Origin of the sequence: Streptomyces sp. SYP-A7185 (genome assembly GCF_046103685.1) — a bacterium.
Classification (GTDB): domain Bacteria; phylum Actinomycetota; class Actinomycetes; order Streptomycetales; family Streptomycetaceae; genus Streptomyces.
Window position 1 is genome coordinate 9,019,842 of the sequence record NZ_CP122310.1, and the last position, 26,202, is coordinate 9,046,043.

The 26,202-nt window shown below is 70.3% G+C and carries 26 protein-coding genes and 1 pseudogene; 12 read left to right on the forward strand and 15 right to left on the reverse strand.

The genetic code is table 11. The features are described 5' to 3' along the window. Positions 1–332 precede the first annotated feature (332 nt). On the reverse strand, positions 333–1,517 hold the full coding sequence (locus QBL25_RS39725) for a MalY/PatB family protein (RefSeq protein WP_409061823.1): 1,185 nt from the start codon (positions 1,515–1,517) through the stop codon (positions 333–335). A 174-nt stretch (positions 1,518–1,691) separates the two neighbouring features. On the opposite strand from QBL25_RS39725, the gene QBL25_RS39730 reads away from it, so the two are divergent. Beyond that, on the forward strand, positions 1,692–2,276 hold the full coding sequence (locus tag QBL25_RS39730) for an MSMEG_1061 family FMN-dependent PPOX-type flavoprotein (RefSeq protein ID WP_409061824.1): 585 nt from the start codon (positions 1,692–1,694) through the stop codon (positions 2,274–2,276). 55 nt (positions 2,277–2,331) lie between these two features. Here the strand turns inward: QBL25_RS39730 and QBL25_RS39735 are convergent, their stop codons facing one another. Then, positions 2,332–2,757, reverse strand: coding sequence for a peptidase inhibitor family I36 protein (locus QBL25_RS39735; protein ID WP_409061825.1), 426 nt, complete (start codon positions 2,755–2,757; stop codon positions 2,332–2,334). 306 nt (positions 2,758–3,063) lie between these two features. Between QBL25_RS39735 and manD the strand changes: the two genes are divergently transcribed. Both manD and QBL25_RS39745 read left to right on the forward strand, forming a co-directional pair. Then, the gene (manD, locus tag QBL25_RS39740) at positions 3,064–4,278 is read left to right on the forward strand and encodes a D-mannonate dehydratase ManD (RefSeq protein WP_409061826.1); all 1,215 of its coding nucleotides are present in this window, start codon (positions 3,064–3,066) and stop codon (positions 4,276–4,278) included. A gap of 200 nt (positions 4,279–4,478) precedes the next feature. Then, positions 4,479–6,908, forward strand: a complete 2,430-nt coding sequence (locus tag QBL25_RS39745; protein ID WP_409061827.1) for an RICIN domain-containing protein — start codon at positions 4,479–4,481, stop codon at positions 6,906–6,908. A gap of 101 nt (positions 6,909–7,009) precedes the next feature. Here the strand turns inward: QBL25_RS39745 and QBL25_RS39750 are convergent, their stop codons facing one another. Further along, positions 7,010–7,183 (reverse strand): CsbD family protein, encoded by a 174-nt coding sequence (locus QBL25_RS39750; RefSeq protein WP_409061828.1) that lies wholly within the window; start codon positions 7,181–7,183, stop codon positions 7,010–7,012. A gap of 250 nt (positions 7,184–7,433) precedes the next feature. On the opposite strand from QBL25_RS39750, the gene QBL25_RS39755 reads away from it, so the two are divergent. After that, a complete protein-coding gene (locus tag QBL25_RS39755) occupies positions 7,434–7,604 on the forward strand; it encodes a hydrophobic protein (protein WP_351158101.1) in 171 nt (56 codons plus the stop codon). Between the two features lie 133 nt (positions 7,605–7,737). Here the strand turns inward: QBL25_RS39755 and QBL25_RS39760 are convergent, their stop codons facing one another. The 3 genes from QBL25_RS39760 to QBL25_RS39770 form a co-directional block, all read right to left on the reverse strand. Next, positions 7,738–8,484, reverse strand: a complete 747-nt coding sequence (locus QBL25_RS39760; RefSeq protein WP_409061829.1) for a class I SAM-dependent methyltransferase — start codon at positions 8,482–8,484, stop codon at positions 7,738–7,740. 260 nt (positions 8,485–8,744) lie between these two features. Then, positions 8,745–9,416: an AIM24 family protein gene (locus tag QBL25_RS39765; protein WP_409061830.1), complete on the reverse strand. Its 672-nt coding sequence runs from the start codon at positions 9,414–9,416 to the stop codon at positions 8,745–8,747. Between the two features lie 115 nt (positions 9,417–9,531). Beyond that, a complete protein-coding gene (locus QBL25_RS39770; protein WP_409061831.1) occupies positions 9,532–10,116 on the reverse strand; it encodes a hypothetical protein in 585 nt (194 codons plus the stop codon). A gap of 281 nt (positions 10,117–10,397) precedes the next feature. Between QBL25_RS39770 and QBL25_RS39775 the strand changes: the two genes are divergently transcribed. Both QBL25_RS39775 and QBL25_RS39780 read left to right on the forward strand, forming a co-directional pair. Next, entirely contained in the window at positions 10,398–10,694 is a 297-nt protein-coding gene (locus tag QBL25_RS39775; RefSeq protein ID WP_409061832.1) for a hypothetical protein, read from the forward strand. 129 nt (positions 10,695–10,823) lie between these two features. Then, entirely contained in the window at positions 10,824–11,057 is a 234-nt protein-coding gene (locus tag QBL25_RS39780; RefSeq protein WP_409061833.1) for a hypothetical protein, read from the forward strand. Between the two features lie 149 nt (positions 11,058–11,206). On the opposite strand, the gene QBL25_RS39785 is transcribed toward QBL25_RS39780, so the two are convergent. Then, positions 11,207–11,530 (reverse strand): hypothetical protein, encoded by a 324-nt coding sequence (locus QBL25_RS39785; RefSeq protein WP_409061834.1) that lies wholly within the window; start codon positions 11,528–11,530, stop codon positions 11,207–11,209. Positions 11,531–11,660: 130 nt separating this feature from the next. Here QBL25_RS39785 and QBL25_RS39790 point away from each other — a divergent pair, with 130 nt between their 5' ends. From QBL25_RS39790 to QBL25_RS39800, 3 genes are read left to right on the forward strand one after another with little or no spacing between them, the layout of a single operon-like run. Beyond that, a complete protein-coding gene (locus QBL25_RS39790; RefSeq protein ID WP_409061835.1) occupies positions 11,661–11,993 on the forward strand; it encodes a BatC protein in 333 nt (110 codons plus the stop codon). Further along, positions 11,990–13,195, forward strand: a complete 1,206-nt coding sequence (locus tag QBL25_RS39795) for a cupin domain-containing protein (RefSeq protein WP_409061836.1) — start codon at positions 11,990–11,992, stop codon at positions 13,193–13,195. The genes QBL25_RS39790 and QBL25_RS39795 overlap by 4 nt, the downstream gene beginning before the upstream one ends. Positions 13,196–13,205: 10 nt before the next feature. Further along, positions 13,206–14,102 (forward strand): sucrase ferredoxin, encoded by an 897-nt coding sequence (locus QBL25_RS39800; RefSeq protein WP_409062943.1) that lies wholly within the window; start codon positions 13,206–13,208, stop codon positions 14,100–14,102. 107 nt (positions 14,103–14,209) lie between these two features. Here the strand turns inward: QBL25_RS39800 and QBL25_RS39805 are convergent, their stop codons facing one another. Further along, positions 14,210–14,440 (reverse strand): chaplin, encoded by a 231-nt coding sequence (locus QBL25_RS39805; protein ID WP_409062944.1) that lies wholly within the window; start codon positions 14,438–14,440, stop codon positions 14,210–14,212. Positions 14,441–14,648: 208 nt separating this feature from the next. Next, positions 14,649–15,896, reverse strand: a complete 1,248-nt coding sequence (locus QBL25_RS39810) for an MFS transporter (RefSeq protein WP_409061837.1) — start codon at positions 15,894–15,896, stop codon at positions 14,649–14,651. Positions 15,897–15,968: 72 nt separating this feature from the next. On the opposite strand from QBL25_RS39810, the gene QBL25_RS39815 reads away from it, so the two are divergent. Next, positions 15,969–16,811: a LysR family transcriptional regulator gene (locus QBL25_RS39815; protein ID WP_409061838.1), complete on the forward strand. Its 843-nt coding sequence runs from the start codon at positions 15,969–15,971 to the stop codon at positions 16,809–16,811. 72 nt (positions 16,812–16,883) lie between these two features. Here QBL25_RS39815 and QBL25_RS39820 read toward each other — a convergent pair whose 3' ends face one another. From QBL25_RS39820 to QBL25_RS39840, 5 genes and pseudogenes are all read right to left on the reverse strand, one after another. Then, the gene (locus tag QBL25_RS39820) at positions 16,884–17,651 is read right to left on the reverse strand and encodes a helix-turn-helix domain-containing protein (RefSeq protein ID WP_409061839.1); all 768 of its coding nucleotides are present in this window, start codon (positions 17,649–17,651) and stop codon (positions 16,884–16,886) included. Between the two features lie 560 nt (positions 17,652–18,211). Then, a complete protein-coding gene (locus QBL25_RS39825) occupies positions 18,212–19,432 on the reverse strand; it encodes a metallophosphoesterase (protein ID WP_409061840.1) in 1,221 nt (406 codons plus the stop codon). A gap of 180 nt (positions 19,433–19,612) precedes the next feature. After that, positions 19,613–20,296, reverse strand: coding sequence for a hypothetical protein (locus QBL25_RS39830; protein ID WP_409061841.1), 684 nt, complete (start codon positions 20,294–20,296; stop codon positions 19,613–19,615). Positions 20,297–20,556: 260 nt separating this feature from the next. After that, positions 20,557–21,217: pseudogene (locus tag QBL25_RS39835) on the reverse strand (GAF and ANTAR domain-containing protein). A gap of 252 nt (positions 21,218–21,469) precedes the next feature. Further along, the gene (locus QBL25_RS39840) at positions 21,470–22,366 is read right to left on the reverse strand and encodes a LysR family transcriptional regulator (protein ID WP_409061842.1); all 897 of its coding nucleotides are present in this window, start codon (positions 22,364–22,366) and stop codon (positions 21,470–21,472) included. Positions 22,367–22,564: 198 nt separating this feature from the next. On the opposite strand from QBL25_RS39840, the gene QBL25_RS39845 reads away from it, so the two are divergent. Together QBL25_RS39845 and QBL25_RS39850 are read left to right on the forward strand one after the other, a co-directional pair. Further along, the gene (locus QBL25_RS39845; protein ID WP_409061843.1) at positions 22,565–23,560 is read left to right on the forward strand and encodes an ATP-binding cassette domain-containing protein; all 996 of its coding nucleotides are present in this window, start codon (positions 22,565–22,567) and stop codon (positions 23,558–23,560) included. Beyond that, the gene (locus QBL25_RS39850) at positions 23,557–24,348 is read left to right on the forward strand and encodes an ABC transporter permease (RefSeq protein ID WP_409061844.1); all 792 of its coding nucleotides are present in this window, start codon (positions 23,557–23,559) and stop codon (positions 24,346–24,348) included. Before QBL25_RS39845 ends, QBL25_RS39850 begins: the two co-directional genes overlap by 4 nt. A gap of 85 nt (positions 24,349–24,433) precedes the next feature. On the opposite strand, the gene QBL25_RS39855 is transcribed toward QBL25_RS39850, so the two are convergent. Next, positions 24,434–25,591: a PucR family transcriptional regulator gene (locus QBL25_RS39855; RefSeq protein WP_409061845.1), complete on the reverse strand. Its 1,158-nt coding sequence runs from the start codon at positions 25,589–25,591 to the stop codon at positions 24,434–24,436. Positions 25,592–26,202 lie beyond the last annotated feature (611 nt).

Below are 26,202 nucleotides of genomic sequence, written 5' to 3' on the forward strand. Positions count from 1 at the left end.
CGTCTGACATTGCGGTGACCTTTTCGTGAGCGCACGCGGTCGTGCGGTTGGCGGGTCGTGCTCACGACTGAGCACTCCTGATGGGGGGCACACATGGTGCACCTCTGAGTGTTGGCTGCCCAACCTGCCACAGCAGTAACTCATGTGTGGGCAATGAAGGCTACGTTCTTGCATCGGCCGACGAATGCATGAAATGAAAACTGACCCACAGAAGCACATTGTGTCGATCTCGCGTTCGAAATTGACATGGCTCTCGCATCGGGACCTACGGCGGAAGGCATGTGCCATAGGGGAGTTACCCGGTCATGGGAATTGGGGTTCGGAGAACGTTGTCAGGCGACCGTCGAAGCCATGCGCCCGACCGCCTCGGTGAGGACGTCCGGGGAGGCCGCCAGGTTGAGCCGGACGAAGCCCTCGCCGCCTGTGCCAAAGGTGCTCCCGGAGTTCAAAGCGACGCGGCCGCGCTCGAGAAAGGCCTTCGCCGGGTCGGGGCCCAGGCCCAGTTCCCGGCAGTCCAGCCAGGCCAGGAAGGTGCCCTGCGCGGGTGTGTGGCCGACGGCGGGCAGGTGCTCGGCCAGCAGCGAGGCGAGCAGCCGGCGGTTGTCGTCGAGCCCGCGCAGCAGGGCGTCGAGCCAGTCGCCGCCGTCGCGCAGGGCCGCCGTGTGGGCGATGATGCCCAGATGGCTCGGCCCGTGGCTGACCTCTTCGGGGATGCGGGCGAGGTCGGCGGCTGCTTCGGGTCCCGCGACGGCGAGTGCGGCCTTGATGCCGGCCAGGTTCCAGGCCTTGGACGCCGACATGAGTGACAGCCCCTTCTCCGCCCCGGGCAGGCTCAAGAAGGGCACGAAGGACACGCCCGCCGCCACGATCGGGGCATGGATCTCGTCCACCACCACCCGCACGCCGTGCTCCCGCGCGAGGCGCGCGACCTGAGTCATTTCGGCGGCGGTGTGCACGGTCCCGGTCGGATTGTGCGGGCTGCACAGCAGGTACACCGGCCGGTCGGCGGCCTGGGCCGCGCGCCGGAACGCGTCCTCAAGGACGGCGAAGTCGATCCGCAGGTCCGGACCCAGCGGCGCCTCGACGACGGGCCGGCCCAGGTTCCCCACGAACTGGTAGAAGGGCGGGTAGACCGGCGAGTTGACGATGACCGGGTCACCGGCCGCGGAGACCAGCTTGAGCATCTCGACGATGCCGAGCATCACGTCGGGCACGATGGCCGTGCGCTCGACGGCGATTCCGTCCCAGTTCCACCGCTTGCGGGCGAACGCGGCCAGCGCCTCTGCGTAGGCCGTCCCGGCGGGGTAGCCGGTGTCGCCGAGCGCCACGGCCTGGGTGATCGCCTCGGCGACCGGCTCGGCCAGGGGCACGTCCATCTCGGCCACCCACAGCGGCAGCACGTCCTGCGGGTAGGTTCGCCACTTCATGCTCGTACGCCGACGCAGTTGCTCCAGCGTGAGCCGGCACAGCGGGTTGGTGCCGTCCGGCACGACGAGTTCACGCGACACGTTGTCCATGCGTCAAAAGTAGGCAGGTGCACGGTCCGCAGCCAACGGCCCCACTGACCCGTGGTTCAACAGGGGGCACCTGCGGCCCCGGTTCGGCGGTCCAGTAAGGTGAGCCTAACTTGCTCGCTCGGCAGTCTGCTCGTCCGCCGATCCGCCCTGCTCGCCGACCTCCGAGGAACCCCTGTGCCCGACGCCGCGACCCCCGCAACCGTTCCGCCGTCGGGCGGTATCGCCACGGCGCCGCACACCTGGCAGGAGCTCGGCTCGGACGCCGAGCTGACCGAGTTGCTCGGCGAGCCGCACCCGATCGTCATCGACAAGGTCCACGGCGAACTGACGGCGGACGATCTGGCGATCCTGGCCCGCTCCTCGTTCTGCCTCATCTCCACCTCGGACGCGGGGGGCAACTGCGACACCTCCCCGCGGGGCGACGCACCGGGCTTCGTCCACGTCCTCGACGCGCGCACCATCGCCCTGCCCGACCGCCCGGGCAACCGGCGCGGCGACAGCTTCCGCAACATCCTGGAGAACCCGCACGTGGGCCTGCTCCACCTGGTGCCGGGCAGCACCGAGATCCTGCGCGTCAACGGCCGGGCCCGGATCCTGACGGACGCCCCGTTCTTCGACGCCATGACCGTCAAGAACCAGCGCCCCCGGCTGGCCGTGGTCGTCGACATAGACGAGATCTTCCTGCACTGCTCGCAGTCCCTGCGGCGCGCCGGCCTCTGGCGTCCGGAGACTTGGCCGCAGGACGCTCCCCGCCCGTGAGGAGGCGGGGAAGCCCTGGGTTCGAACAGTCGGCATTGCGCCTCGGGTGAGGCGCTCAGCCGCCCTCACCGGGGGGCGTGCCGCAGCTCGGCCCGCCCGGCCCGTCGAAGCGCACCGAACTGAGGAAGTCCCGGTAGGCGGGGAAGAAGTTCCCCTTGCCCGTGGGGCCGGCGGAGGTCACGACCGTACAGCCGCCGTAGTTCGCCTCGGACCAGAGGTAGATGGTCGACGACGTCCGGTTCCAGTCCGACTTGGCCCGGTCGTCCATGCCCAGCGCCGCGAGGTCCGGGGTGCTTCCCCTGAGGGTGATCATGTCGCCGGTGCCGTCGAGGCCCGAGAACATGCAGTAGGAGCCGTCGGGACATCGGTCGTAGCCGTCGGCCGCCTGTGCCGTGGCGGCCGGCAGCCCGGTGGCGGTGGCCGCGGCCACCGCCACGAACAGCACCGACAGCTTCTTCCTCGTCGCGTTCGCCCTGCGCATACGGATCCGCCTTCGTCGTCAGGGCCCGCCGGTCCGCGTGATGCGGGCACCGTCGGCGCGGTGCGCGGGCCGTTGCCCCCAGGCTCACCGCCCCTGCGGTGATCGGCCATCCCCCGCAGGAGTGAGATGCGGGGGAGCGGGGCGTCAGGTGCGCCCACGGGGGAGGAGCGTACGGGCCGGGTGCGCGAGACGAACGGAGCGAGAGGGCGAACAGGCTGACCCGGAGCGGCCGTTCATGGTTGGTTGAGCCGGTGGCCCCGCCACGCCCGCCCGCCGCACCCGCCGCACATCGGAAAGAGCACGCGCATGAAGATCGTGGACGCGAAGGTCGTCGTCACAAGCCCGGGACGCAACTTCGTCACCCTGAAGCTGACGACCGACGACGGCCTGACCGGCCTGGGCGACGCCACCCTCAACGGCAGGGAACTGGCCGTCGTCAGCTATCTCACCGATCATGTGCTGCCGCTTCTGACCGGACGCGACGCACACCGGATCGAGGACACCTGGCAGTACCTGTACCGCGGGGCCTACTGGCGGCGCGGCCCCGTCACCATGGCCGCGATCGCCGCCGTCGACGTCGCCCTGTGGGACATCAAGGCCAAGGCCGCGGGCCTGCCGCTCTACCAGCTCCTCGGCGGCGCCAGCCGCGAGCGCATCCGCACCTACGGGCACGCGAACGGCCGCGACCTGCCCGAACTCCTCGACTCCGTGCGGGCCCGGCTCGCCGAGGGCTACCCCGCCGTGCGCATCCAGTCCGGCATCCCCGGACTCAAGGCCGTGTACGGCGTGCACTCCACCGGCGACGGCGGCGATCCCGTCCTGCACCAGCAGGCCCGCCCCCTCGTGGAGGACTGGGACACCGACGCCTACCTCCGCCACACCCCCACCGTCTTCGAAGCGGTCCGCGCGGAGTTCGGCGCCGAACTCCCGCTGCTGCACGACGCGCACCACCGGCTCACCCCGATCCAGGCGGCCCGGCTCGGCAAGGACCTCGAACCGTACCGGCCGTTCTGGCTGGAGGACTGCACGCCGACCGAGAACCAGGAGGCCCTGCGCCTGGTGCGTCGGCGCACCTCGACACCCCTGGCCGTCGGTGAGGTCTTCAACACCGTCTTCGACTACCAGACCCTGATCATCGAGCAGCTGATCGACTACGTGCGGTCGGCGGTCACCCACTTCGGGGGCGTCACGCCGCTGCGCAAGCTGCTCGACTTCGCCGCGCAGTACCAGGTCAAGAGCGCGGTGCACGGTCCCGAGGACATCTCCCCGGTGGGGATGGCGGCGGCCCTGCACCTGGACCTGGCCGTGCACAACTTCGGGATCCAGGAGTACTCGGGCCACAGTCGCCTCACAAACGAGGTCTTCCGGCACGCCTACACGTTCAGGGACGGCCATCTGCATCCGGGCGAGGTTCCCGGTCTCGGCGTGGAACTGGACGAGGAGCTGGCGGCCGCCCACCCCTACGCAGCGGCCTACCTGCCGGTCAACCGACTCCAGGACGGCACCGTGCACGACTGGTGACAACCCCCGGCGGCACCGATGAACCCAGCCATCCCGTCCCTCCCTCTGGACAACGCTGTCACGCGGTGCTGGGATGCCAACTGCCCCTGCTTCTGTCGCCCTTGAGTCATCGAGATCATGTGTGCCGCAGATTTACAACGTTATAAAGCGCTCTGTGCGGCAGCCACCAGCGGAACAACGGCCACGACGGGACGGTTTTCATGACGCAGCTCGACCGACGCCACTTCCTTCTGAGCTCCGGTGCGCTCACCCTCGGCGCGGCCGGCGGGGCGATCGCGCTCACCGGCCCGACGGCCCACGCGGCGACCCCGGCGCGCGGCGGCCTGTACGGCCCGAACGCCGCGCCCCTGGCCCCCACCGCGTTCCAGAAGCTCCCGGTGGGCAGTGTCACCGCCCGCGGCTGGCTGCGCGGCCAGCTCGACCTCCTGCTGGGCGGGCTGTTCGGGCGGTACGCGGAGATCTCCCACTTCCTCGCGTTCGACGACTCGGGCTGGGTGCACCCGGACAAGGCGGGATGGGAGGAGGTGACGTACTGGCTGCGGGGGTACGTCGACCTGGCCGCCCTCACCGGGGACCGCGCCGCTCTGGCGGAGAGCCGCCGGTGGATCGACGCGATCATCGCCACCCAGGAGGCGGACGGCTTCTGCGGCCCGAGAAGGCTGCGCACCCAGCTGAACGGCGGCCCGGACTTCTGGCCCTACCTGCCCCTGTTCCAGGCGCTGCGCTCGCACGAGGAGTTCACCGGGGACGAGCGGATCGTGCCGTTCCTGCTGCGGTTCCTGCGCTTCATGAACGCCCAGGGGCCCGGCGCCTTCGACTCCAGCTGGGTCTCCAAGCGCTGGGGCGACGGTCTGGACGTCGTCTTCTGGCTCTACAACCGCACCCAGGAGAGCTTCCTGCTCGACCTCGCCGACAAGATGCACACCCACGGCGTGGACTGGGCCGGCGGCGTCGCCGACTGGCACAACGTCAACGTGGCACAGGGCTTCCGCGAGCCCGCCCAGTACGCCCTGCGCTCCGGCCAGGCGGCCCACACCCGGGCGACGTATCGCAACTACGCGACCGCGATCGGCACGTACGGGCAGTTCCCCGGCGGCGGCTTCGCGGGGGACGAGAACGCGCGTCCGGGCTTCGGCGACCCCCGCCAGGGCTTCGAGACCTGCGGCATCGTGGAGTTCATGGCCAGCCACGAACTCCTCACCCGGATCACCGGCGACCCGGTCTGGGCCGACCTGTGCGAGGAACTGGCCTTCAACATGCTGCCCGCGGCGAGTGACCCCGCCGGCTCCGGCGTCCACTACGTCACCAGCGCCAACGGCATCGACCTCGACAACACCCGCAAGACCCAGGGCCAGTTCCAGAACGGCTTCGCGATGCAGGCCTTCCAGCCGGGCGTCGACCAATACCGCTGCTGTCCGCACAACTACGGCATGGGCTGGCCCTACTTCACCGAGGAGTTGTGGCTGGCGACCCCGGACCGCGGCCTGGCGGCGGCGATGTACGCGCCGTGCCGGGTGACGGCGAAGGTCGGCGACGGCACGTCCGTCACCCTCACCGAGGACACCGACTACCCCTTCAAGGAGACCGTCACCCTCACCCTGACCACGGACAAGCCGGTCCGCTTCCCGCTGCGGCTGCGCATCCCCGGCTGGTGCGACAAACCCCGGCTCTCCGTCAACGGCAGCCGTTGGCAGGCCCCGGACGGGCCGGCCTTCGCCGAGGTCGAGCGGACCTGGCGCACCGGCGACCGCGTCACGCTGCGGCTGCCGCAGCGCACCACCGTGCGCACCTGGAGGAGCGGCGCGGTCAGCGTCGACCACGGCCCCCTGACGTACTCCCTGCGCATCGGCGAGTCCTACGAGCGCTACGCGGGCACCGACGCCTTCCCGCACCAAGCGGTGCACGCCACCACCCCGTGGAACTACGTGCTCGCCCCCGACCCGGAAGACGACCTGGCCTTCACCGCCGATGCCGGGCCGCTGAAGGGCGACCCGTTCACGCACGAGGGCGTTCCGGTGCGCATCCGGGCGCGCGCCCGGCGCCTTGCGGAGTGGGTCGCGGACGACGAACACGTGGTCGCGCCCCTCCAGCGGGGCCCGGCCCGCGCCACGGGCGCGCAGGAGGACGTCACGCTCATCCCGATGGGCGCGGCACGCCTGCGCGTCACCGCGTTTCCCACCGCGAGCGCCGACGGCCGCCCGTGGACGCCCGAACCGCGCTACCGGCGGATCGAGAACCGGCACAGCGGCAAGGTCCTCGCGGTCGACCACATGTCCCTGGACGACGGCGGGCGCGTGGTCCAGTTCGACAACTCCGGTACCGGCGACCACGCGTGGCAGCTCATCGACCGGGGCCAGGGGTGGTACACGCTGCGCAACGGATACAGCGGCAAAGTGCTCGGCATCGAGAACGCCTCGACGGCGGACTCGGCCAGGGCCGTTCAGTTCACGGACGACGGAGCGGCGCATCTGCGCTGGGAGACGGTCGACAAGGGTGAGGGCTGGTTCCTGCTCCGCAACCGGCACAGCGGCAAGGTCCTGGGGGTGGACGGCATGTCGACGGCCGACAGCGCGCAGGTCGTGCAGTTCGAGGACAACGGCACGGCCGACCATCTGTGGCGCCTGACCTGATCTCGCCCCTCGGGTGGCCGTGATCCATGGCCCGCGCCCGGACATGCCGCTGGGCGGCCCCTTGGTACGGGGCCGCCCAGCGGCATGTCGCGACGGGATCGTCAGTGCTTGCCGACGTCCTTGGTCTTCTCCTTGGCCTCGCGCGCGTCGCCCTTCATCTGCTGGGCGCGGCCCTTGGCGGTGAGGCTTTCGTTGCCCACGGCGCGTCCGGCGGCTGCCGCGGCGGCGCCGGTGGCCTGCTCGAACTTCGCCTTGGCCTTCTCGTTGGCGGTCATGCTCCGCTCACGCTCCCTTGGCGTCGACGTCATGTGCTGTCAGTCCGCCTGGCCGCTCGGGCGCCCCGGCAAACATCATCACCGCGATCGGATCCAGCGGCCGTCCGATGCCGGGGGCGCGCGCATGGCTGGAGCGGAAGGGGGTACTCCGGGGTGCGGTCCCGTTCCCCGCGACCAGTGAAGAAAACATGACTTTTATGTGTTTATGGGGTGGCTCCGAGAGCATCCGGTGCTCTGGAGGTTGATAACAATGGTTCCCCTGATTCTGGTGCTTCTTCTGGCTCTGCTTCTCTTCGGTGCGGGTTTCGCCCTGAAGGCGTTGTGGTGGATCGCGGTCATCGTGCTGGTGGTGTGGCTGCTCGGTTTCGTGATCCGCCCCGCTGCGGGCGGCGGCCGCAAGGGCCGCTGGTACCGCTGGTGATGCGCACCGCGCGCACCTGCTCCATGTGAGAGATGCGAGCGGCACAGACCGACGCGGCGCCACGGGCGGTGGCGCACGCGTCCGAGGGGTGGGCCCGGCCTGGGACGGCCGGGCCCACCCCTTTTTGGCGCGGTCAGGCGCGGCAGCGCAGCATCTCCAGCGGGGGGTTGTCCCGGAAGTCGGCCCAGTGCTCCGCGCCGAACTCGCGCAGGCCGGCCTGCGACACCGTGAGCGGCACCCACGTCAGGTCACGGAATCCGGCCGCCCCCAGGCACTTGTCGTAGACGTCGCGGCGCGGCAGGTTGGCCACGAACGAGACCGGCGCCGGATCGAGCAGAGCCGTGGTCCTGACCTGTGGGCCCGTCTCGACCTCGGCGCCGGTGAGCACGCTGCGGAAGCCGTACTTGTCCGGGCCCGGCCCCTCGAACCGGAAGTCGGGCGACTGATTGAGCAGGAACAGTTCGCCGCCCGGCTTCATGTTCCGGCGGATGTTACGGCACATGCGTTCCGTCGTGGCGATGTCCGAGGCGTAGTTGAGCAGCTGAACGGCCAGCGTGATGTCGAAACGGGTTCCCAGAGGCCGCAGTTCGGCCACATCGCCGACCTGGTAGCGCACCCCCAGCGGATCGCGCTCCTCCAACTGCCGGGCCACCGCGACCATCTCGCCGGAGATGTCGATGCCCAGCACGTCGGTGGCGCCGCGCCGTTTGAACTCCCGGCTGTAGAAGCCGGTGCCGGAGGCCAGGTCGAGAACCGATCTGCCGCGGACGTCGCCGACCATTCCCAGGAAGCTGGGTACCACCGCGTACTGCTCCAGCGGCAGTGACTTGAAGCCCTCGTACGCCTCACCGATCTCGTCGTACTGTTGCTGCGCGCTCATGGTGCCGCCCTCCTCGCCGTGCCCTTGGCCGCGGCCCCGTCGCCGGATGGTGCCGCGGCTCTTGCCCGGCAGTCTCTACGAGGCCCGGCGCGCCCCCGTACTGGCAGAAGACACGAAGATCCGGGCTTCGTACCGGCTCGGCGCACAAGGCGGCGATGAGGGGGCGGCAGCTGTACTACGGGGCGGCGATGAGGGGGCGGCAGCTGTACGACGGGGCGGCGGGGAGGGGCAACAGGTGTACGGGAGGGTGGCTCGGGACGTCAGGATGCGGGGACCGGCTTGGGCTCGCCGGGGTTGACCACCACGACGCCCTCGCCCTCCAGCTTCAGCTGCACGGCCTCGCCCGAGCCGCCCTTCACCATCGAACCGACGCTCTGCGAGCGGTGCAGCGAGGGGCGCAGGTGCGGGCTCCAGGCGACGACGGCGTCGGTGTCCACGTGGACGGGCGCGTCCGGGGTCACCGGCAGCACCAGCGGGATGCCCCCGCTGGTCATGGCCAGCCGGCCGGTGCCGGCGAAGGTGCAGTTGAACAGGCCGCCGCCGGCCATGCCCGCGCCCTTGACCGTGGTGATGTCGTAGTCGAGCGAGGCGTCGAAGCACAGGATGTTCTTGCCGTTGACCGTGAGGCCGCGGTTGTCGTCCACGTCGACGAGGAAACAGTGCGCCGCGTCGGACGCGAACCACGCCTCGCCCTCACCGCTGACCGTCATCAGGGCCAGGCCCTCGCCGGTCACCGCGCGCTTGAGGAAGTTGCCCACGCCCTGGCCCTGCCGCTCGAACTCCAGGGAGCCGCGCCAGGCGACCATCGTTCCTTGCCGGGCACGCGCCTCACCCTTGACGGTGTAGCGGACCGCCATGGGGTTCTCTTGCGTGAGCCCGGGGGCCGAGGAGGGCTGGACGAGATTCTCGGGATCGAAGAGGTTTCGTGGCATGCCTCTCCCGGTACCCCATTAAGTCGCCCTCAGGCAGGCCGCGTTGGGGATGCCGTTGGGTGGATGGATGGTGCAGGGGAGTGCTCGGCGGACGGCTTGGGGCGCGACTGAGCGGCTATGCGCCGAGCCCGGCTCTCGTGGCGTCTTCGATGCGGGTTCTGCGGCCCCAGGCGGTGAAGGGCCTTCGCACGTAGAGCAGTTCGTCCCCCTCGGGGCGGACGAGGACGCCGCGGCCTGTGGGTCCCGGACACCACCACAACGTGTCCTCGGACCCCGTCAGAGCACGCTGATGGCGCTGACGAGTCGCCAGGATGAGCAGCGGGCACAGCGCGCCGGAAGGGTCGAGCAGGACGAGGCCGACACCCTTCAGGCGGCTGGGCGGGAACTGGTGGGCACGACGGGTCAGCCATGGACCTGTTTTCAGGCTCTGACGCATCCGGGCGTTCGCGTACAGTCCGCACACTCCCAGCGCCAGGCACACGAGACCGGCGGCGAGCAGGGGACTGCCCACGTTCTTCAGCCACTCGATGCCGCGGTGCGACCCGGTCCGGGCCGCGCCGCCGAACACGATCGTCATGAGGACGCCGACGGCCAGCCAGCGCAGGGAGCGGCCACGGTGACGGGCCAACGCGCGGGCCGTGCGCGGATGGTGCAGGGCGGGCTGGGTCGAGCCGGCCTGTGCGGGGGCGGAATCTCTCATGGCTCTCCCAGCGGTGACTGTGCGCAGGCGGTCCGGGTGACTCCCGGTTACCCGGTAGTGGGTGTGTCAGACACGGGGCGGGTGCTTCCGGTACGGGGGAGCAGGCCGTCCGCGGAGGTGCGGCCGCATCGCACGACGGGTTGCCAGCCCAGTCATCTCGGTCAGCCCGGTCAGCACCGTCGCGACGTGTCGTCGCGTCGTCCGCGGGTACCTGGTCGAGCCAAGAACCGACGGGTCAGGGACATGAACGCCCGGGCCGCCCGACAACGTACGGAGACATCGTGAGCGACGACCGGATTCCGGCTTCCCCCGGCGAGGACGGCAGCACGCCCATCCCCCGGGATCTTCCCGACCAGCAGGCGACGGGCGAGCCGGACGCCTGGGATCTGGACGTGGGCCAGGCCGACGACAACTCCAAGAGCAACAGCAAGAGCAACAGCAAGAGTGACGGCAAGCCCGACAGCGGCGAGGCGGCCAAGGTCCCCGACACGGACGAGGGCGGCACCGCCCGGCGCGGCGAATCCCGGGCCATGGAGAGTCACCCGGAGAAGCCGGTCCCGGACGAGCCCTCCGGCTGAGCAGGCGTGCGCGTCGCCGGGTGCGGCGCGCACGAAAGGCCCACCGCATGCGCCCTCGAACCCAATCCGGCCGCGCGGCGGCTCCGAACCCCTGCCGATCGACAGCCCACCGGCAGCAGGGAGTTAGTCATGCGACGGAGCAACACCACCACCACGCCGCGCCGCAAGCGGGCCAGGCGGCTCGCCGTCGGCCTCGCGGCCGTCGGCGTCCTCGTGGGCGGCGGGATCGCCATGGCGGGTCCGGCCAGTGCCGCCACCTTCTGCGGGGAGACCGGAGACGGCGGTTACGGATGTGTGATCGACCAGGGGGACGGCTCGTTCAAGATGGTCAACAGCAACGGGGACATCGTCTACAACTGGTGAGCTCACGGGTCATCGTCATGGATGACGCCTGACCTGACGCGGGCGGACCGCGCGACCGGCTCTCGCCGGAGCGCGTCCGCCCGTTTGGCTGCCCCGTCGAGTCGCCTGCTCGATGGCCCGGCCCGTCGCCAGGACAATCCGCGACACTCTCAGGACCGCGCCTCGGCTTCCAGCGCGTCCAGTTGGCGCAAGCAGTCCTGCCAGCGCTCCCGCCGTTGCGCCGGGCTCTGCTCCCACCAGGCCGTACCGCGCTCTCCCAGCCCCGTCTTGGCGAGCTGCACGCGCGCTCGGGCCGCTTTCCGCGCGTCCTCGTCGTCGCCCGAGGCGCCCACGGCACGGCGTGCCGCCATCAGATGGTGGGTCAGCCGCTTGGCCACCTCGTCGGGCACGAGGGGGTCGGTGGCCCGCCAGCGTCGCCCCTTGATGACGATGAAATGGCCGTCCTCGGTGTACTGCGTGTCTTCTGTCGCCACAGAGCCATCATGACCGGCCGCGACCGCCCAGGTTGCCGACCAGTTTTGCGTGAGCGAGCTTGGTGAGAGCAGAGAGGGCTCTGGAGAGTGTGCCCTGCCCATCCCAGCTGTTCGATTCGCAGGAGGAACGATGACCAACCCCGAGCAGGATCCGAACCAGAACGAGGGCCCTGCGGACGGCGGTGCGGCGGGCACACCGGGCGTCCACGACGGTGGCGCCGACGGTGGGGCCGAGGGTCCCGCGGACGGTGGCGCGGCGGGCACGCCCGGTGTCCACGACGGTGGCGCCGACGGTGGGGCCGAGGGTCCCGCGGACGGCGGTGCGGCCGGTACGCCGGGCGTCCAGGACGGTGGCGCCGACGGTGGGGCCGAGGGTCCCGCGGACGGTGGCGCGGCGGGCACGCCCGGCGTCCACGACGGTGGCGCCGACGGCGGGGCCGGCTCGTCCGACAGCGGCTCTTGAGCATCCCCCCGACTGAGCTCCGGGACGTCGGCGCCGCCCCAGGCGTCGGCGTCCTGGAGACACGGCTGACCGGCCTGAGCCGGGACGACTTCGCCCGCGACTTCTGGGCGCGCACCGCGCTGCTCACCCGGGGCGCGAGCGACTTCTCCGATCTGTTCTCCGCCGACGCCGTGGACGAACTGATCGCGCGCCGAGGGCTGCGAACGCCCTTCTTGCGCGTCGCCAAGGACGGCTCCACCCTGCCCGACGCGTCCTTCACCTCGCCCGCAGGCGTCGGTGCCACCATCGGCGACCAACTGGACGACACCGCTCTGTGGCGCCTGTTCGCCGACGGCGCCACCCTGGTTCTCCAGGCGTTGCAGCGCACGTGGGGCCCGGTCGCGGACTTCACCGCCCGGCTGAGCACGGAACTGGGCCATCCGGTGCAGGCCAATGCCTACGTCACCCCACCGCAGAACCGCGGATTCGACGACCACTACGACGTCCACGACGTCTTCGTCCTCCAGATCAGCGGCACCAAGCGCTGGCTCATCCATGAGCCCGTCCACCCCGACCCCCTGCGCGACCAGCCGTGGACCGACCGCCGGGTGGCGGTCGCCGAGGCGGCGCGGGGCGAGGCGTACATCGACACCGTTCTCGAACCCGGAGACGTCCTCTATCTGCCGCGGGGCTGGCTGCACGCCGCCCGGGCGCAGGGCGAGGTCTCGATCCATCTGACGCTGGGCATCCACACCTGGACGCGCTACACGCTGGCCGAGCAGCTCGCCCAGGCCGCGCTCACGGCCTTGCGCGAGGACCCGCAGATGCGCACCACCTTGCCGCTGGGCCTGGACGGTCCGCACGGCGACATCGACCTCGTCCGCGACCGTCTCGTCGCCGCCCTCACCGAGGCCGACCCCGCCCCGCAGTTCCACCGCACCCGGCGTGGCCAGGGACGCCCCGCGCCGCTGGGGCCGCTGGCCCAGCTCAAGGCCGCGGACGGCCTGGGGCCGCACTCGCCGGTGCGGCTGCGCGGGGAGCTGGCGGCACGGCTGGAAGGCTCGCGCCTGACCACGCGCGTGGGCTGGCTCGACTTCGCCGAGACCGACCTGGCGTCGGTGACCCGCCTGCTGGACGGCGAGGTCCGGGCCGCCGGCGAACTGGGCGTCGAACTCGTCGCGAGACTGCTGCGCGCGGGCGTACTGGTGCCCGCGGAACAGTGACGTGGCCACGGTGACCGCGGCAGAACGCTTCTTCTGCGCCGACGCCGCGCGGGCACGAGGCGACTCACTGGCGGGCACGGCCCCCTACGGCTCGGTCTGGGTGCTCGTCGAGTACCGGGGCGGCTGGCCGCCCAACGGCTTCGACGGCCTCGACCTCGACCCGCGGACCAAAGCAGCCGTGTTCACCGCCGCCCATGCCGTGCGGGCCCGCATCCTGCTGATCAGGAGACACGGACGCCACAGCGCCGCAGGCCACAGGCGCTGGGCCGTGCTGCGCCACGACGACTCCGGCGGCCACCGCCAGGAGTGGGGCACGTGGAGCCGCGACCAGGATCTGGCGGGGATCGTCGGCGCCCTGGACCGCCCCGGCGAGACCGGCGGCCCGCCCGTGGTCCTCGTCTGCGCCCATGGCCAGCACGACACGTGCTGCGCGGTGCGCGGCAGACCCGTGGGACGGGCCCTGAGCGAACGCTGGCCGCACCAGGTGTGGGAGTGCACCCACATCGGGGGTGACAGGTTCGCCGCCAACGTCGTGGTCGCGCCTGACGGGGTCTACTACGGAAATCTCGACGCCGTCTCGGCGGTGACGGCGGTCGAAGGGCATCTGGCCGACCGGATCCACGCGGACCACCTGCGCGGATACACGGATCTGTTCCCGCCCCAGCAGGCGGCCGTGGCAGCCGTGCTCCAACGCTTCGGCCCGGCGGGCCGGCACGACTACACGGTCGTCGGCACCCACCGCGACGACAACTGCTGGCGCATCCGCATCACCGGCCGTCCGCCCCACCCGGCGGTGGTCGACGTCGAGGTGCGCTCTCACCGCACACCGCCGAGTCAACTCACCTGCCGCGGACTGTCGATGAGTTCCGCGGCCGTGTACGAGGTCACCGCGGTCAGCGTCGGCTGAGCCGGTCCCCTGAAACAAGCGAGCGCGCCACCGAAAAGGAGGGTCGGTGGCACGCTCACTCAGGTCGTGTCGAGCCGGCAGGCTCTACCACGGTGCGATCCAGCTGGTCAGCTGTTGACGCAGGTGTTGCCGAAGGCCGGGTTCAGCAGGCCGATGACGTTGACGGTGTTGCCGCACACGTTCACCGGGATGTGGACCGGGACCTGCGCCTGGTTGCCCGAGAGCACGCCCGGCGAGCCCACGGCAGCACCCTGGGCGCCGGCGTCGGCGGATGCGAGACCAGCGGCGCCCATCACGAGGCCACCGGTCGCCAGCACCACGCTCATCGTCTTCTTCATGGCAGACATACTTCTTTCTCCTTGGGTTCGTTCAGCCGGAAGGCGCCAAACCAGCCTCAACAGACCTCGCGAGGCCGGAGCACCCCGCTTTGTTGGCGCCTGCGCTGGTCAACGCCCCATCCGCGCCGCGGACACGCTGATTCCCCCAAATGCCGACCTTGGGGTTTACGCCGGCCTGAGTGCCGTGGCTCGTGCGCCGTGCCGTGACTCAGGCCGCGGGCCGGTCGCCGGCCGCGCTGGGCTGGGGATCGACCGCCGTGGAGGGGCCGGCATCGCCCAGTTGAGCACGGGCCCTGGCGGGGAAGCAGCGGGGCAGCAGGCCTCCGACCGCCGCGGCCACGAGCCCGGCCAGCCCGGCCGCCGCGAAGCCGGCCGCCGGCACCGAGGCGTCGACGGCCATTCCGACCACCGGGGTGCCGAGCGCGAAGCCCGCGCACAGCGCCGATGACTGAAGACCGGTGGCCTCGCCGCGCACGCCGGCGGGCGCGAGCCGGATCACCGCGTCGGCCACCGTGGAGAGGGTCGGCGCGGTGAGCAGCCCGGCACCCGCGACGGCCGCGCACAGCCAAGGAGCCTCGTGGGCCAGCCCTGCGGGGAGGGTCGCGAGTCCGAGCAGGCCGAGCAGCAGCCACGTGGGCACCGCCCGGGAGAGCACGCCGTAGACCAGCCCGCCGACGACGGAGGCCACGCCGTAGGTCGCCACGACGACGGCGGCCCAGGACACTTGGCCCGATTCTTCGAGAGTGGCGATGATGGCCAGGTCGACGCCGCTGAGCAACACCGTGATGCCGAACGCCATCAGGAGCATGGCGACCATGTGCGGGCCCAGCCACTCCCGGCGCCGCGGACGGCCCTGACGTTCGGCGGCGGCCGCCTCATGCTTCGCGCGCAGCGGCGGATCGAGCAGGGCGATGCCCGCACCGCCCGCCACGAGCGCGGCGCCGACCGCCCAGGCCATCACGCCGGGGGACATCGTCGCCGCGCAGAGGATCACGATCGGCGGGCCCACGACGTACGACAGTTCGCCCTGCACCGATTCGAGCGCGAACGCCGCGCGGCGCTGTCCCTGGGTCGTCATCGCGGCGATCGCCTGCCGTGTCACGGGCTGGGCCGGCACCATCAGCAGGCCCGCCACGAAAGCGGCGCCCAGGAGGATTCCGTACGGCATGAGCGGCAGGCTCAGCCAGAACGCTGCCTGCACCGCGATCGTCACCGACAGGACCGTTCGCAGGCCGCGCCGGTCGATCAGGCGGCCGAGCAGCGGCCCGCCCAGCGCCAGCCCGGTGGTCAGGGTCGCCGCGACCCCGCCGGCAGCCGCGTAACTCATGTCCAGGCCGAGCACGACATACATCGTCAGCGCCATCACGTCGGCCGTGATGGCGGCACGGGCGAGGAACGAGACGCCGAGCAGCGATGCCATCCCCGGCACGGCGAGTACCTGTCGATATCGGGTCACCCAGGTGACGGTAGATTCGCCGCCGCGGCATAGGAAGTGGTTAATTCGCTGGAGCTGCCATAATCAATGTTTATGCCCCGAGACCTTGAGACCGCGTTGCTGCGCTCCTTCGTCACCGTCGTGCGGGCGGGCAGCATCAGCCGTGCCGCGACCGCCGTGGGACAGACCCAGCCCGCACTCAGCCAGCAGGTGCGCAAGCTGGAGAGGGCCGTCGGCCGGCCGCTGCTCTACCGCTCGCCGTCCGGCGTCTCGCCCACCCGGGCGGGGGAGGAGCTCTTGCCGTACGCCGAACGCATCCTCTCGCTCTGCGCCCAGGCCCTCACCGACACCGGGCGCGCGCTGACCGGGCGTTGCGGCGTCGGGCTGCTCGAAGACCTCGCCGCCTCCCAGCTGCCCCAGGCATTGGCCGACCTCGCGCGGCTGCACCCCGGGGCCACGCTGGAGGTGGTGAGCTGTTCCACCGCCGAGATGCGGGAGGCCTATGAGGCGGGCCGCGTCCAACTCGTGCTCGACGAAGTGCCGGGTGTTCCCGGGCCGTTGCGGTGGACGGTGCGTCGCCCGCTGGCCTGGGGGATCGGCCCGGGCGTGGACGTGAGCGCCGATCCGCTGCCGGTGGTGCTGTTCTCGGGGACGTGTACCTGGCGCACATCGGTGATGGAGGCACTCGAAGGAGCCGGCCGCAGCTGGCGGGTGGCGTTCGAAAGCAACAGCCTGGTCGGCGTGCTCGCCGCGCTGCGGGCCGGACTCGGCGTGGCGGCACTCATGCCGACGAACCTCGAACCGTCCATGGTCGGCCACGACACGGGCCTTCTGCCCGCGCTGCCGGACATCGAACTCGGCCTGGTACGCCACCCACGAACCGAGGGCGACCCGCTGATCGACGCGGTGGAGACGGTACTACGACGCACGATCTGAAACGCGGCGCCGTTCTCGCCTTGATTGAACGGGCGGGTGTTTGCTGCTAGCCCGTCGGATGGTGGTGGGGGTTCATTCCGGTGGACGGTTGTACGCGTCCAGAGTCGCCTTGTTGGTGGACGCGTCCATGAGCCGTAGTTCCCAAGGCCCTGAGTTGATCTCGTAGTCGCGGCCGAAACCGACCCACTTGCCGCTCGTCCGGCGGCCCGTCGGGTCGACCAGCATCTGGAGCGCCCCGAAGTAGCGGGCTCCCTGGTAGTAGCCGTCGCGAGCGGTCTCCTCTTGCCAGGTCCCTGTCACCGCGCTGCCTTCGACCTGGAGATCAAGGGTGAGAGGACTGTTCGGGTTGAGTGACGCGTTCGGCAGGCTGCGGGCCGTGAGCCGGTTGCCGTGCTGGAGGAGCACGACGTGATGCTTGCCGGTGAAGACCTCGTTGTTCCGGCCGCTGCTCACAAATTCGTAGCGCGACACCCACACCCCGGAGTAGTTGCCGCGAGGCGACCCTTGTGGAGTCGGTGAGCCGCTTGCCTCCGGAGTTCCGATGGGCGAGTCCTCCAGGTCGTGTCCGCCGTGGCCGTCGTCGGTGACGCGCGCGTGCGGTACATGGGCGGCGAACCCCAAGCTCTCGACCGGCAAGCCCGTGACACTCTCCAGAGCCCGCGCGTACACCGGGCGTGGTGCGGCCGTAGTGCCGCTCTCCCATCGCTGCACGAGGCGCTTGGAAGCGTCGTTCCGTTGTCCGGCGCGCGCACCGGCGTCACGGATGGCGCGGGCGAATTCGTCTTGGCTGAGGAGCAGTCCCATACGGACCGCTCGAAGCGTGCCGTTCGGTGTGGTCATGCGAGCACGGTAGTCCCGGAGCCTCACTAATGACACCGAAATGACGCCCTACGTATCGCCTTTTCGGCGTCCTGAGCGTCGTCGCGCGCATCGCGGTCGGGCGGCCACGGTGGACGCTGACAAGGATCCCCGCGCCTGCTCGTGCCGGCCGGGGGAGTGGTCCACCTGGGAAGCGGGCGAACGTGTCGAACTATGGCGACGAGCAAGCCAGTGAGGTAACAGCGCCCGAAGCGATCGAAAAGTGCGCCGTCGGCACTTTGGTCATCGACCTGCGGCGGCAGCGCATGGGGCGCGTCATGGGCCACGAAGGCCCATATCTGCAACTGCGTCCGCCGGGGGGTTGTGAGTGGGACGCCGACCCCGCCGTTGTCCGGGAGGCGCAGGGAGACGAGATCCTTCGGGCGAGCGTGCATGAGGTCATCGGCACGGCTGAGGGTCGGAGGGCGTGAGGGCGGCGGAGTCGGGGGTGTCGCGTGCTGTTGCCGTTGAGCCCGTCGTCACGGCCGCAGTCCTCGGGCCCATGTCTGTGCGCGGAGAGGCATGGGCGGACCGTGGCTGTGTCAGGGCGTGGTGGGCTGCTGTGGGGAGCGGAGCACGAGCAGAGTGATCTCGCTGGGGGCGAAGACGCGGAACGGCGGTCCCCAGAACCCGGTGCCGCGGCTGGTGTAGAGCAGGGTGCGGTCGCCGTGGCGGCTGAGACCGGCGAGGGCGGGCTGGTCGATGCGGACGAGGTGGTGGAAGGGCCAGATCTGGCCGCCGTGGGTGTGCCCGGAAAGCTGCAGGTCCACGCCGCCCGCCGCGGCCCGGTCGATGAACTTGGGCTGGTGGGCCAGGAGCAGGACCGGCAGGTCGGGGTCGGCGCCGTCCAGGGCTCCGGCGAGGTGGGCGCCGTGGCCGGCCAGACCGGAGGACTCGGCGGTGACGTCGTCCACGCCGGCGACCACGAGCGTGTCGCCGCCGCGCTCCAGGAGCAGATGACGGTTGCGCAGCGGCTCCCAGCCCAGCTCGTCCATCAGGTCGACCCAGCCCTGGGCCTCGCTGTAGTACTCGTGGTTGCCGGTGACGTACACCCGGGCCCGGGTGGCGCGCACGGTGCCGAGCGGAGCGGCCTGGGCGCGGCGGCGCTGGGCCGTGCCGTCGGCGATGTCGCCGGTGTGGCAGACCAGGTCGGCCTCCAGGGTGTTCACCGTCTCGCAGACCCGCGCCGACCACCGGGCGCGGTCGAGCGGACCGTAGTGCGTGTCGGTGATGAGGGCGACGCGCGTGCCGTCCAATCCGGCACCCAGACGCGGAAGTTGTACGTCGAGACGGCGCACCCGTGGCACCCGGCGGGCCTCGGCGTACCCCCAGGCCAGCAGCACGGCAGCTACGGCGAGGACCGCCCAGGTGACGATCCGGGCCCGGCTCTGCCCGTCACCGACGCCGGCCAATACCAGGGCCAGCCGCAGCAGGACTCCGAGCAGGACGGACCAGGTGAACAGCACCCAGCCGACGCCGAGGAGGGTGTCGCCGACGATCGCCGCCCGGTCCTGCTGACGGCGGCCGTGGCCGCGCGCCATGGCGAGCGGCATGCCGACCAGACCCAGGGCGAACACGGCGGTGCCGCCCAGCGCCACGGGAAGCGGCCAGCGCTGGCCGGCGTGCAACAGCACCCAGCAGGGCACGGTCCACAGCAGCACGGGAGCGATCAAGGGAAGGTAGCGCATCAGGCGGCGCAGCCGGTTCTGCTCGGTCGCCTGCGCCGAGCCGTCCGCGGATCGTGCTTCGCTGGTGTCGGTCACGCTTTCCCTCTTCACGTCACATAGCCATGCCGTCGGCTCTTCACGTAGCCATACTGCCGACGCCCGCAATGTATCCGGTTGTCTCAGGCGACGTCTTGTCGATCACCATGCGAGCCGCATGAGTACCGTGAACTCGCCAGCCCTGCCTTCAGGCCGGGCCCGGCGTCCACGCACGACACTTCACGGCGTGGGGCGGGCGTCGGGCGGCAGGCCGGCAGAGGGGGCGCTGCCCTCCGGGTGGGTGGTTTGGTGGGCGGCCGTGCGGAGGTGCAGCGCTGTCCGGCGGGCCTGCCGGGCGAGGGTGCGGTGTTCTTCGCCGGCCGACGTGTCGCTCTGGGCGAGCTGTTCGTGGTGCTGGGCCACCATGTCGTGCGCGTCGGCCAGATTGGCCGAGGCGGTGAGATAGCGCGTGTGGAGTTGCTGCACGTAGAGGTCCAGGTTGCTCTTGCGTGACGGACTTGTGGTGCCGAGCAGCCGGTCCGAGACGGCGAGTTCTTGCCCTATGACCCATTGCTCGCGTGCTTCGAGCACTTCCGCACGCGTCAAGTTGGCGTCGGCACGCGCCAGCCGGGCCTCGCTGGCGGCGAGCAGGGCCCGGGCCCTGTCGTTCGCTTCCCGGGAACGCTGCAAGAAGCTGGGGGCTGCTTCCCCGAGGTGGCGGGCCTGTGCGTCGGTCTGCTCCTCCCGGGCGTTCAGCGCGCGTTCGCGCTCGTCGGCGATGGTTTCGCGTTCGTCGGCGATGGTTTCGCGCTCATCGGCGGTGGCCTCGCGGTCGTCGGCTTGACGGTCGCGCTCACCGGCGGCATCCGCCATCGTGCCGACGACATCGCTGAAGGTTGACCGGTCTGACGGTTCTGTGCCCACTTCTTCAGTATTCAGGTACCTGGTGTGACCATCAAGCCACTCCGCGAACCTCGGCATCGCTCCGACGGCTCAGGGCAGGCCAGGCGGCTCAGGGCAGGCCCGGAGGGCTTGTGTGCGATTTCATCGGTTGGCTCGAATAGGTGTGGGTTTGGTCGTGCTGGGGACTTGAGGGGCAGGTCGTGCCCAGTGATCCCATGGGGCTGGCTTGGCCAAGGCTTCCCCGGTTCAGCCATCGAGCCGGGGAAGCCGCTTGACCGAGGTCATCGAAGGCAGCCGTCGTCGCAGACCCGGCGGGCGACCGCACGGAGTTTGATGTTGGTCCTCTGCGAGTAGCGGCGCAGCATGTCGAAGGCCTGGTCTTCGGTGGTGTGGTTGCGGCCCATGAGGATGCCCATGGCCTCGCCGATGACGTGGCGGGTGGCAAGGGCCCGTTCCATCTGGGCGTGGGTCCGGGCGCTGGAGAAGGCGACCGCGGCGTGGGAAGCCAGCAGCAGCCCGGCCGTTTCACTGTCCGCGGTGAAGGCGCCGGGCGTGCGGGAGTAGAAGTTGAGCGCGCCGAGGTCCTCGTCGTCGGTGAACAGCAGGAATCCCATCATGCTGCCTACCCCGAGCTGGCCGGCCTGGAGGGCGTAGGAGGGCCAGCGCTGCTCGCGGGCGAGGTCGTGGATGCGGTAGACCCGCTCTGTGCCGTCGCCGTCGGCGGCCTTGAAGCAAGGGCCTTCTCCCAGTCGCTCCTGGAGCCGGTCGCTGTCGATGACGAGGGGGCCGGTGGGGGGCGAGGGTTTCCACCTGCTTGTCGTTGAGCACGAGGATGCCGGCCGCGTCGCAGCCGTCCACCAGATCTATGGCCGAGGCGGTGATGCGCTCCAGCGTGCCGTCGACCGACTCCTGAGCCAGCAGATCCCGCGCCGCCGATGCCATCTGCTGTCCGAACTGTCCCCAGTCCACTTCGTCCTCCGTTCCTCCGGTCCTGGACTGGACTTCTACCCACACTTTCGCGAGACCTTCACGCGTCTGCCCGCCGCAAGCGGTGACGCGCCGTGGTTCGAACGCTGGTACGCGCGGGTGCTGGTGCCCGTCGAGACCCTCACCGGACAGCCGCTCCCCGGCGGCCGGACCATGCCGGGTTCCTCGACGAGAGGTTCCGTTACGGCTGTGAGAAGGGGCTCTGCGTCAGACCGTCGTGGTCTGGGCGGCCGTTTCGAGCACGGTCTGGACGAACGCGCGGACCTTCGGGATGTTCCCGGTGGTCGACCACAGAAGGCCGTACTCCACGGGTGGGGCGTCGTCGAAGGGGACGTAGACGATGTCCGGGCGGGAGTAGTACTGCGCCGCACGTGCCGAGGTGGGGGAGATGCCCTTGCCCGCGCCGACCAGGGCGAGTACTTCCTGCCAGGCGGTGGTCGAGGGGCCGCGCGGGATGGGCCGGCCCTTCGGCGTGCGGTGGGGATAGTGGAGGTCGAGGAAGTAGGGGGGCTGCCCGGTGATGGTGACCAGCGGGGCTTCGGCGAGATCCTCCAGGGAGACGGTCGCGCGCTCGGCGAGTGGATGGCCGGCGGGGACGATCAGCGCCCGGGGCTCGGAGAAGAGCACCGGGCCCTTGACGATGTCGGGCTCGTCGATCGGCAGCTCGACCAGTTGGAGGTCCCGGCTGCCGTCGCGCAACGGTGCGATCGGATCGAGCATGGGGGACTCGTAGATGTGGATCAGACAGTCGGGATGACGCGTGCGGAAGGTGTCGGCGGCCGCCACGACGAGATCGCCGCACCACGCGGTGGCATAGCCGACGTGGAACTCGCCGGTGATGCCCCGTCCTGCGGCGGTCGCGGCGGCCAGGGCTTCCTGGATCTGCTGGTAGCCGGCCCTGAGTCCATCGCGCAACTGCGCTCCCACGGGGGTCAGTTGGACGCTGCGGCTGGTGCGCTTGAACAGCTCGGCACCGATGGTGCGTTCCTGCTTCTTGATGGCCTGGCTGACCCGGGCCGGAGTGACGTGCAACCGGTCCGCCGTGCGGCCGAAGTGCAGTTCTTCCGCCAAGGCCAGGAAGATCTCTATCTCCCGCAGCTCCATCCGTCCCGCCTTGCTTCGTGAACCTCTGTGTTAACTGTCTTTCCAAGATACGTCGTTGATCGAGTCTCCCGCGGTCCCGATGCTTGACCCCAGACGTCGATCGGTTGTCCGGCGTCAGTCCGGCGGCAGCCTCGACTCGCGCGGTGTCTGCCGCCCTCTCACCCCCACGAACGGGAGGGCCTCATGCCTCTTTCTGTCATGCCCACATCAAGACAGTGCGACGGGCATCCACCTGCCGCCGCTGTCTCCGCCGTCGGTCTGCGCAAGTCGTACGGCGACAAGACCGTGCTCGACGGCATCGACCTGGCCGTTCCCGAAGGAACGGTCTTCGCTCTGCTGGGGCCCAACGGGGCCGGCAAGACCACAGCGGTGAAGATCCTGTCCACGCTGATCACCGCGGACGGGGGCCAGGTCCAGGTCGCCGGCCACGATGTGGCCACCTCGCCGCAGGCCGTCCGTGCGGCGATCGGGGTGACCGGGCAGTTCTCCGCGGTCGACGGCCTGATCACGGGTGAGGAGAACATGCTCCTCATGGCCGATCTGCACCATCTGCACCGTGGTGAAGGGCGCCAGGTGACCTCCGACCTGCTCAGACGCTTTGATCTGGTGGAGGCCGCGAAGAAGCCCGCCTCGACCTACTCCGGCGGGATGAAGCGCCGCCTGGACATCGCCATGACCCTGGTCGGCGATCCGCGGGTCATCTTCCTGGATGAGCCGACCACCGGCCTTGACCCGCGCTCCCGCCACAACATGTGGACCATCATCCGCGAGCTCGTCTCCGACGGGGTGACCGTCTTCCTCACCACCCAGTATCTGGAGGAGGCCGACGAGCTGGCCGACCGTATCGCCGTACTGAACGACGGCAAGATCGCCGCAGAGGGGAGTGCCGAGGAGCTGAAGCGGCTCATCCCCGGCGGTCACGTCCGGCTGCGGTTCACCGACCCGGCGGTCTACCGGTCCGCCGCGCTCACGCTGCGCGGGGGCACCCGGAACGACGAGGCGCTGGCACTGCTGATTCCCGGCGACGGCAGTCAGCGCGAGTTGCGCGCCATTTTGGACCGGCTCGATTCGCAGGGCATCGAGGCGGACGAACTCACCGTGCACGCCCCCGATCTCGACGACGTGTTCTTCGCCTTCACCGGTGCCGCCGACCGGCCCGGCGTGCCCCACCAGTCGAAGGAGTCCGTTCGATGAGTGCACTCTCGCTCGCGGTGCGGGACTCGCACACGATGCTGCGCCGTAATCTGCTGCACGCGTGGCGCTACCCGTCCGGAACCCTGAACCTGCTGCTTGCGCCGATCATGATGCTGCTGCTGTTCGTCTATGTCTTCGGCGACGTGATGAGCGCGGGCATCGGGGGCGGTGACGCGAACCGCTCCGAGTACATCGCCTACCTCGTCCCGGGCATCTTGATGATGACCATCGGCAGCACGGTGATCGGGGCCGCGGTGCATGTCTCCATGGACATGAACGAAGGCCTCATCGCCCGCTTCCGGACGATGAGGATCTACCGCGGCTCCATGATGATCGGGCACGTTCTCGGCAGTGTGCTGCAGTGTCTGGGCGGCGTGGTCCTCGTCGGTGCCGTCGCCGTGGCCATCGGTTTCCGCTCCAGGGATGCCACCGCCATGGAGTGGCTGGCCGCGTTCGGACTGCTCGCGCTGTTCGCGGTGGCGCTGACCTGGATCGCGGTCGGCATGGGGATGGCCAGCCCGAACGCGGAGGCGGCCGCCAACAGCGCCCAGCCACTGATCCTGCTGCCCCTGATCTCCAGCGCCTTCATCCCCGCCGGCGCGATGCCGGGCTGGTTCCGGCCGATCGCCGAGTACCAGCCCTTCACCCCGGCCATCGAGACGCTGCGCGGACTGCTGCTCGGCACCGAGATCGGCCACAACGGGTGGATCGCCCTTGCCTGGTGCCTGGCCCTGACGGCCCTCGGCTACCGCTGGTCGATGACGCAGTTCAACCGCGACCCGAGGTAGACGCCGTGACCGCGCGGGCTGCCCGCCTCGGCGGGCCGGCCGACCCTCGGGGCGCCACGATCCGCTCGCTTGGCGCGGGTGGCGGTCAGCCCGTGACGGGCCGTGGTGCCGGGCGGGTGCGGCGGGCGCGTAGTTCCAGGGCGCGCAGGACCAGTTCGGTGGCGAAGCGGTGGTCGGGGGAGGCCAGGAGGTCGCCGAAGACCTTCTCCAGGTTGCGCAGGCGGTAGCGGACCGTCTGGGGGTGCAGATGCAGCTGGTCGGCCATCTGCAGGACGTTGCCCCGGGTGTCGAGCCACGCCCGCAGGGTGCAGGTGAGCCGGTCGCGCTGATTGGCCGTCAGGCCCGCCAGGGGTGCGAGGTGTTGCTTGGCGAGTGCCGTGATCAGGCCGGGGTCGGCGAAGAGGGTCAGGGCCACCAGGTGGTCCTCGCAGTGGATGTACGAGGAGCTCTCCAGGATGCCCGCCTCGGCCAGGCTCAGCGCTCTTCGGGCCCAGCGCAACGACTCCGCCGCGTCGGCGAGCGGCACGGTCAGGCCGACGGCGGCGCGCGTGGTGTGCGGGGCGGCGTCCATGAAGGCGCGGCGGTGCTCGTCGACGGGTCCGGGGATCAGGGCGTGGGGCAGCGGCGAGCTCAGGTCGACCAGGACGTCCTCGGAGATCGCGCCCCGGTCCGGTCTGGCGTCCGCGCCGAACGCGATCGGGGTGACCTCGTCGGGCAGCTGCCACTTGGCGCGCTCGGCGAGTTCGACCAGGGTCGCACGGGGTACGGCCGCCTCCGACAGCAGCTGTCGCAGCAGCCGTTGGCGCTGGATGTCCTGGCCCTGTTCCATCTCCGCCCGGGCCTCCTGATAGCCCTCGCGGGAGACTTCCATCAGGTTGTCCACGTAGGCCAGCAGTGCTTCGGCGAAGGAGAGCATCAGGCCGGCCGGCAGGTTGAGCCGCCGGAGGACCCCCTTGGCCCGGTTGAGGGCGAGCCGGGCGCCGAGCCGGAAGATCGCCTGCATGGTGTCCAGGCTGCGGCCCTCGTAGGCCTCGAAGCGGCCGAACATACGGCACACCTTGTCGCGCTGGACGGTGGAGGTGTCCGGGGCGGCGACCTGGTCCACGAAGCTCGTCAGATTGTGCTCGACGATAAGATGCACGGCACGGGAATAGGGGCCGTCGAGAACTTCCGCGTACTCGGGGTAGGAGCGGCGGATCTCGTCGATGACTTCCTGGATGAGTCCGGGTAGTTCGGGCCGCATGACCGCGGCGAACTCGCGAGGGAGAACAGACGCCGGATGTCCCGCATTCCCCGCCGTTAAAGCAGTTGTCATGGAACTCCCCTTACTCCGCCCGTGATCGAAACCGCTGACCGGCCGTGATGAGGAACCGGTCCCGGGCGACCTCGGTGGCCGCCGGCTGGCGTCGGGTCAAATTGATCTTGGCGCTGTGGAACCCCTGGCACGTTAAACCATGGACAGCCGCTGTGCACCCTGCTCATGACTCTCTTTCGGACAACCCCGCCCCGTTGCTGACGCTCGTGTCAGGTTCAGGGCGCCCTGTCCGGGCGGGCTCCGTCAAGAGGCCGGGAGAAGAATGCTCACCGGCGGATGAAATTCCTCCGTGCGTTGGTGGCCGGGTGACAAGGGCGGCGGCCGGCAGGGGACGTGATCGTATGCGGAGAGAGCGGACCGTCCCTCGTCAAGAGGCCGGGAGCGGAGTACTCACTTGTGGACGAAGCCGCTGTCGGAATTGCTGTCCCAAGGACAAGGAAATGCCTGGTGATTGCGGTCCCGTGCGCTTTTCCATTTCGATCGTTGCGCTGCTCGGTTACCCGTGCGTAAGGTCCGGATCGCAACCTGAATAGGAAGCA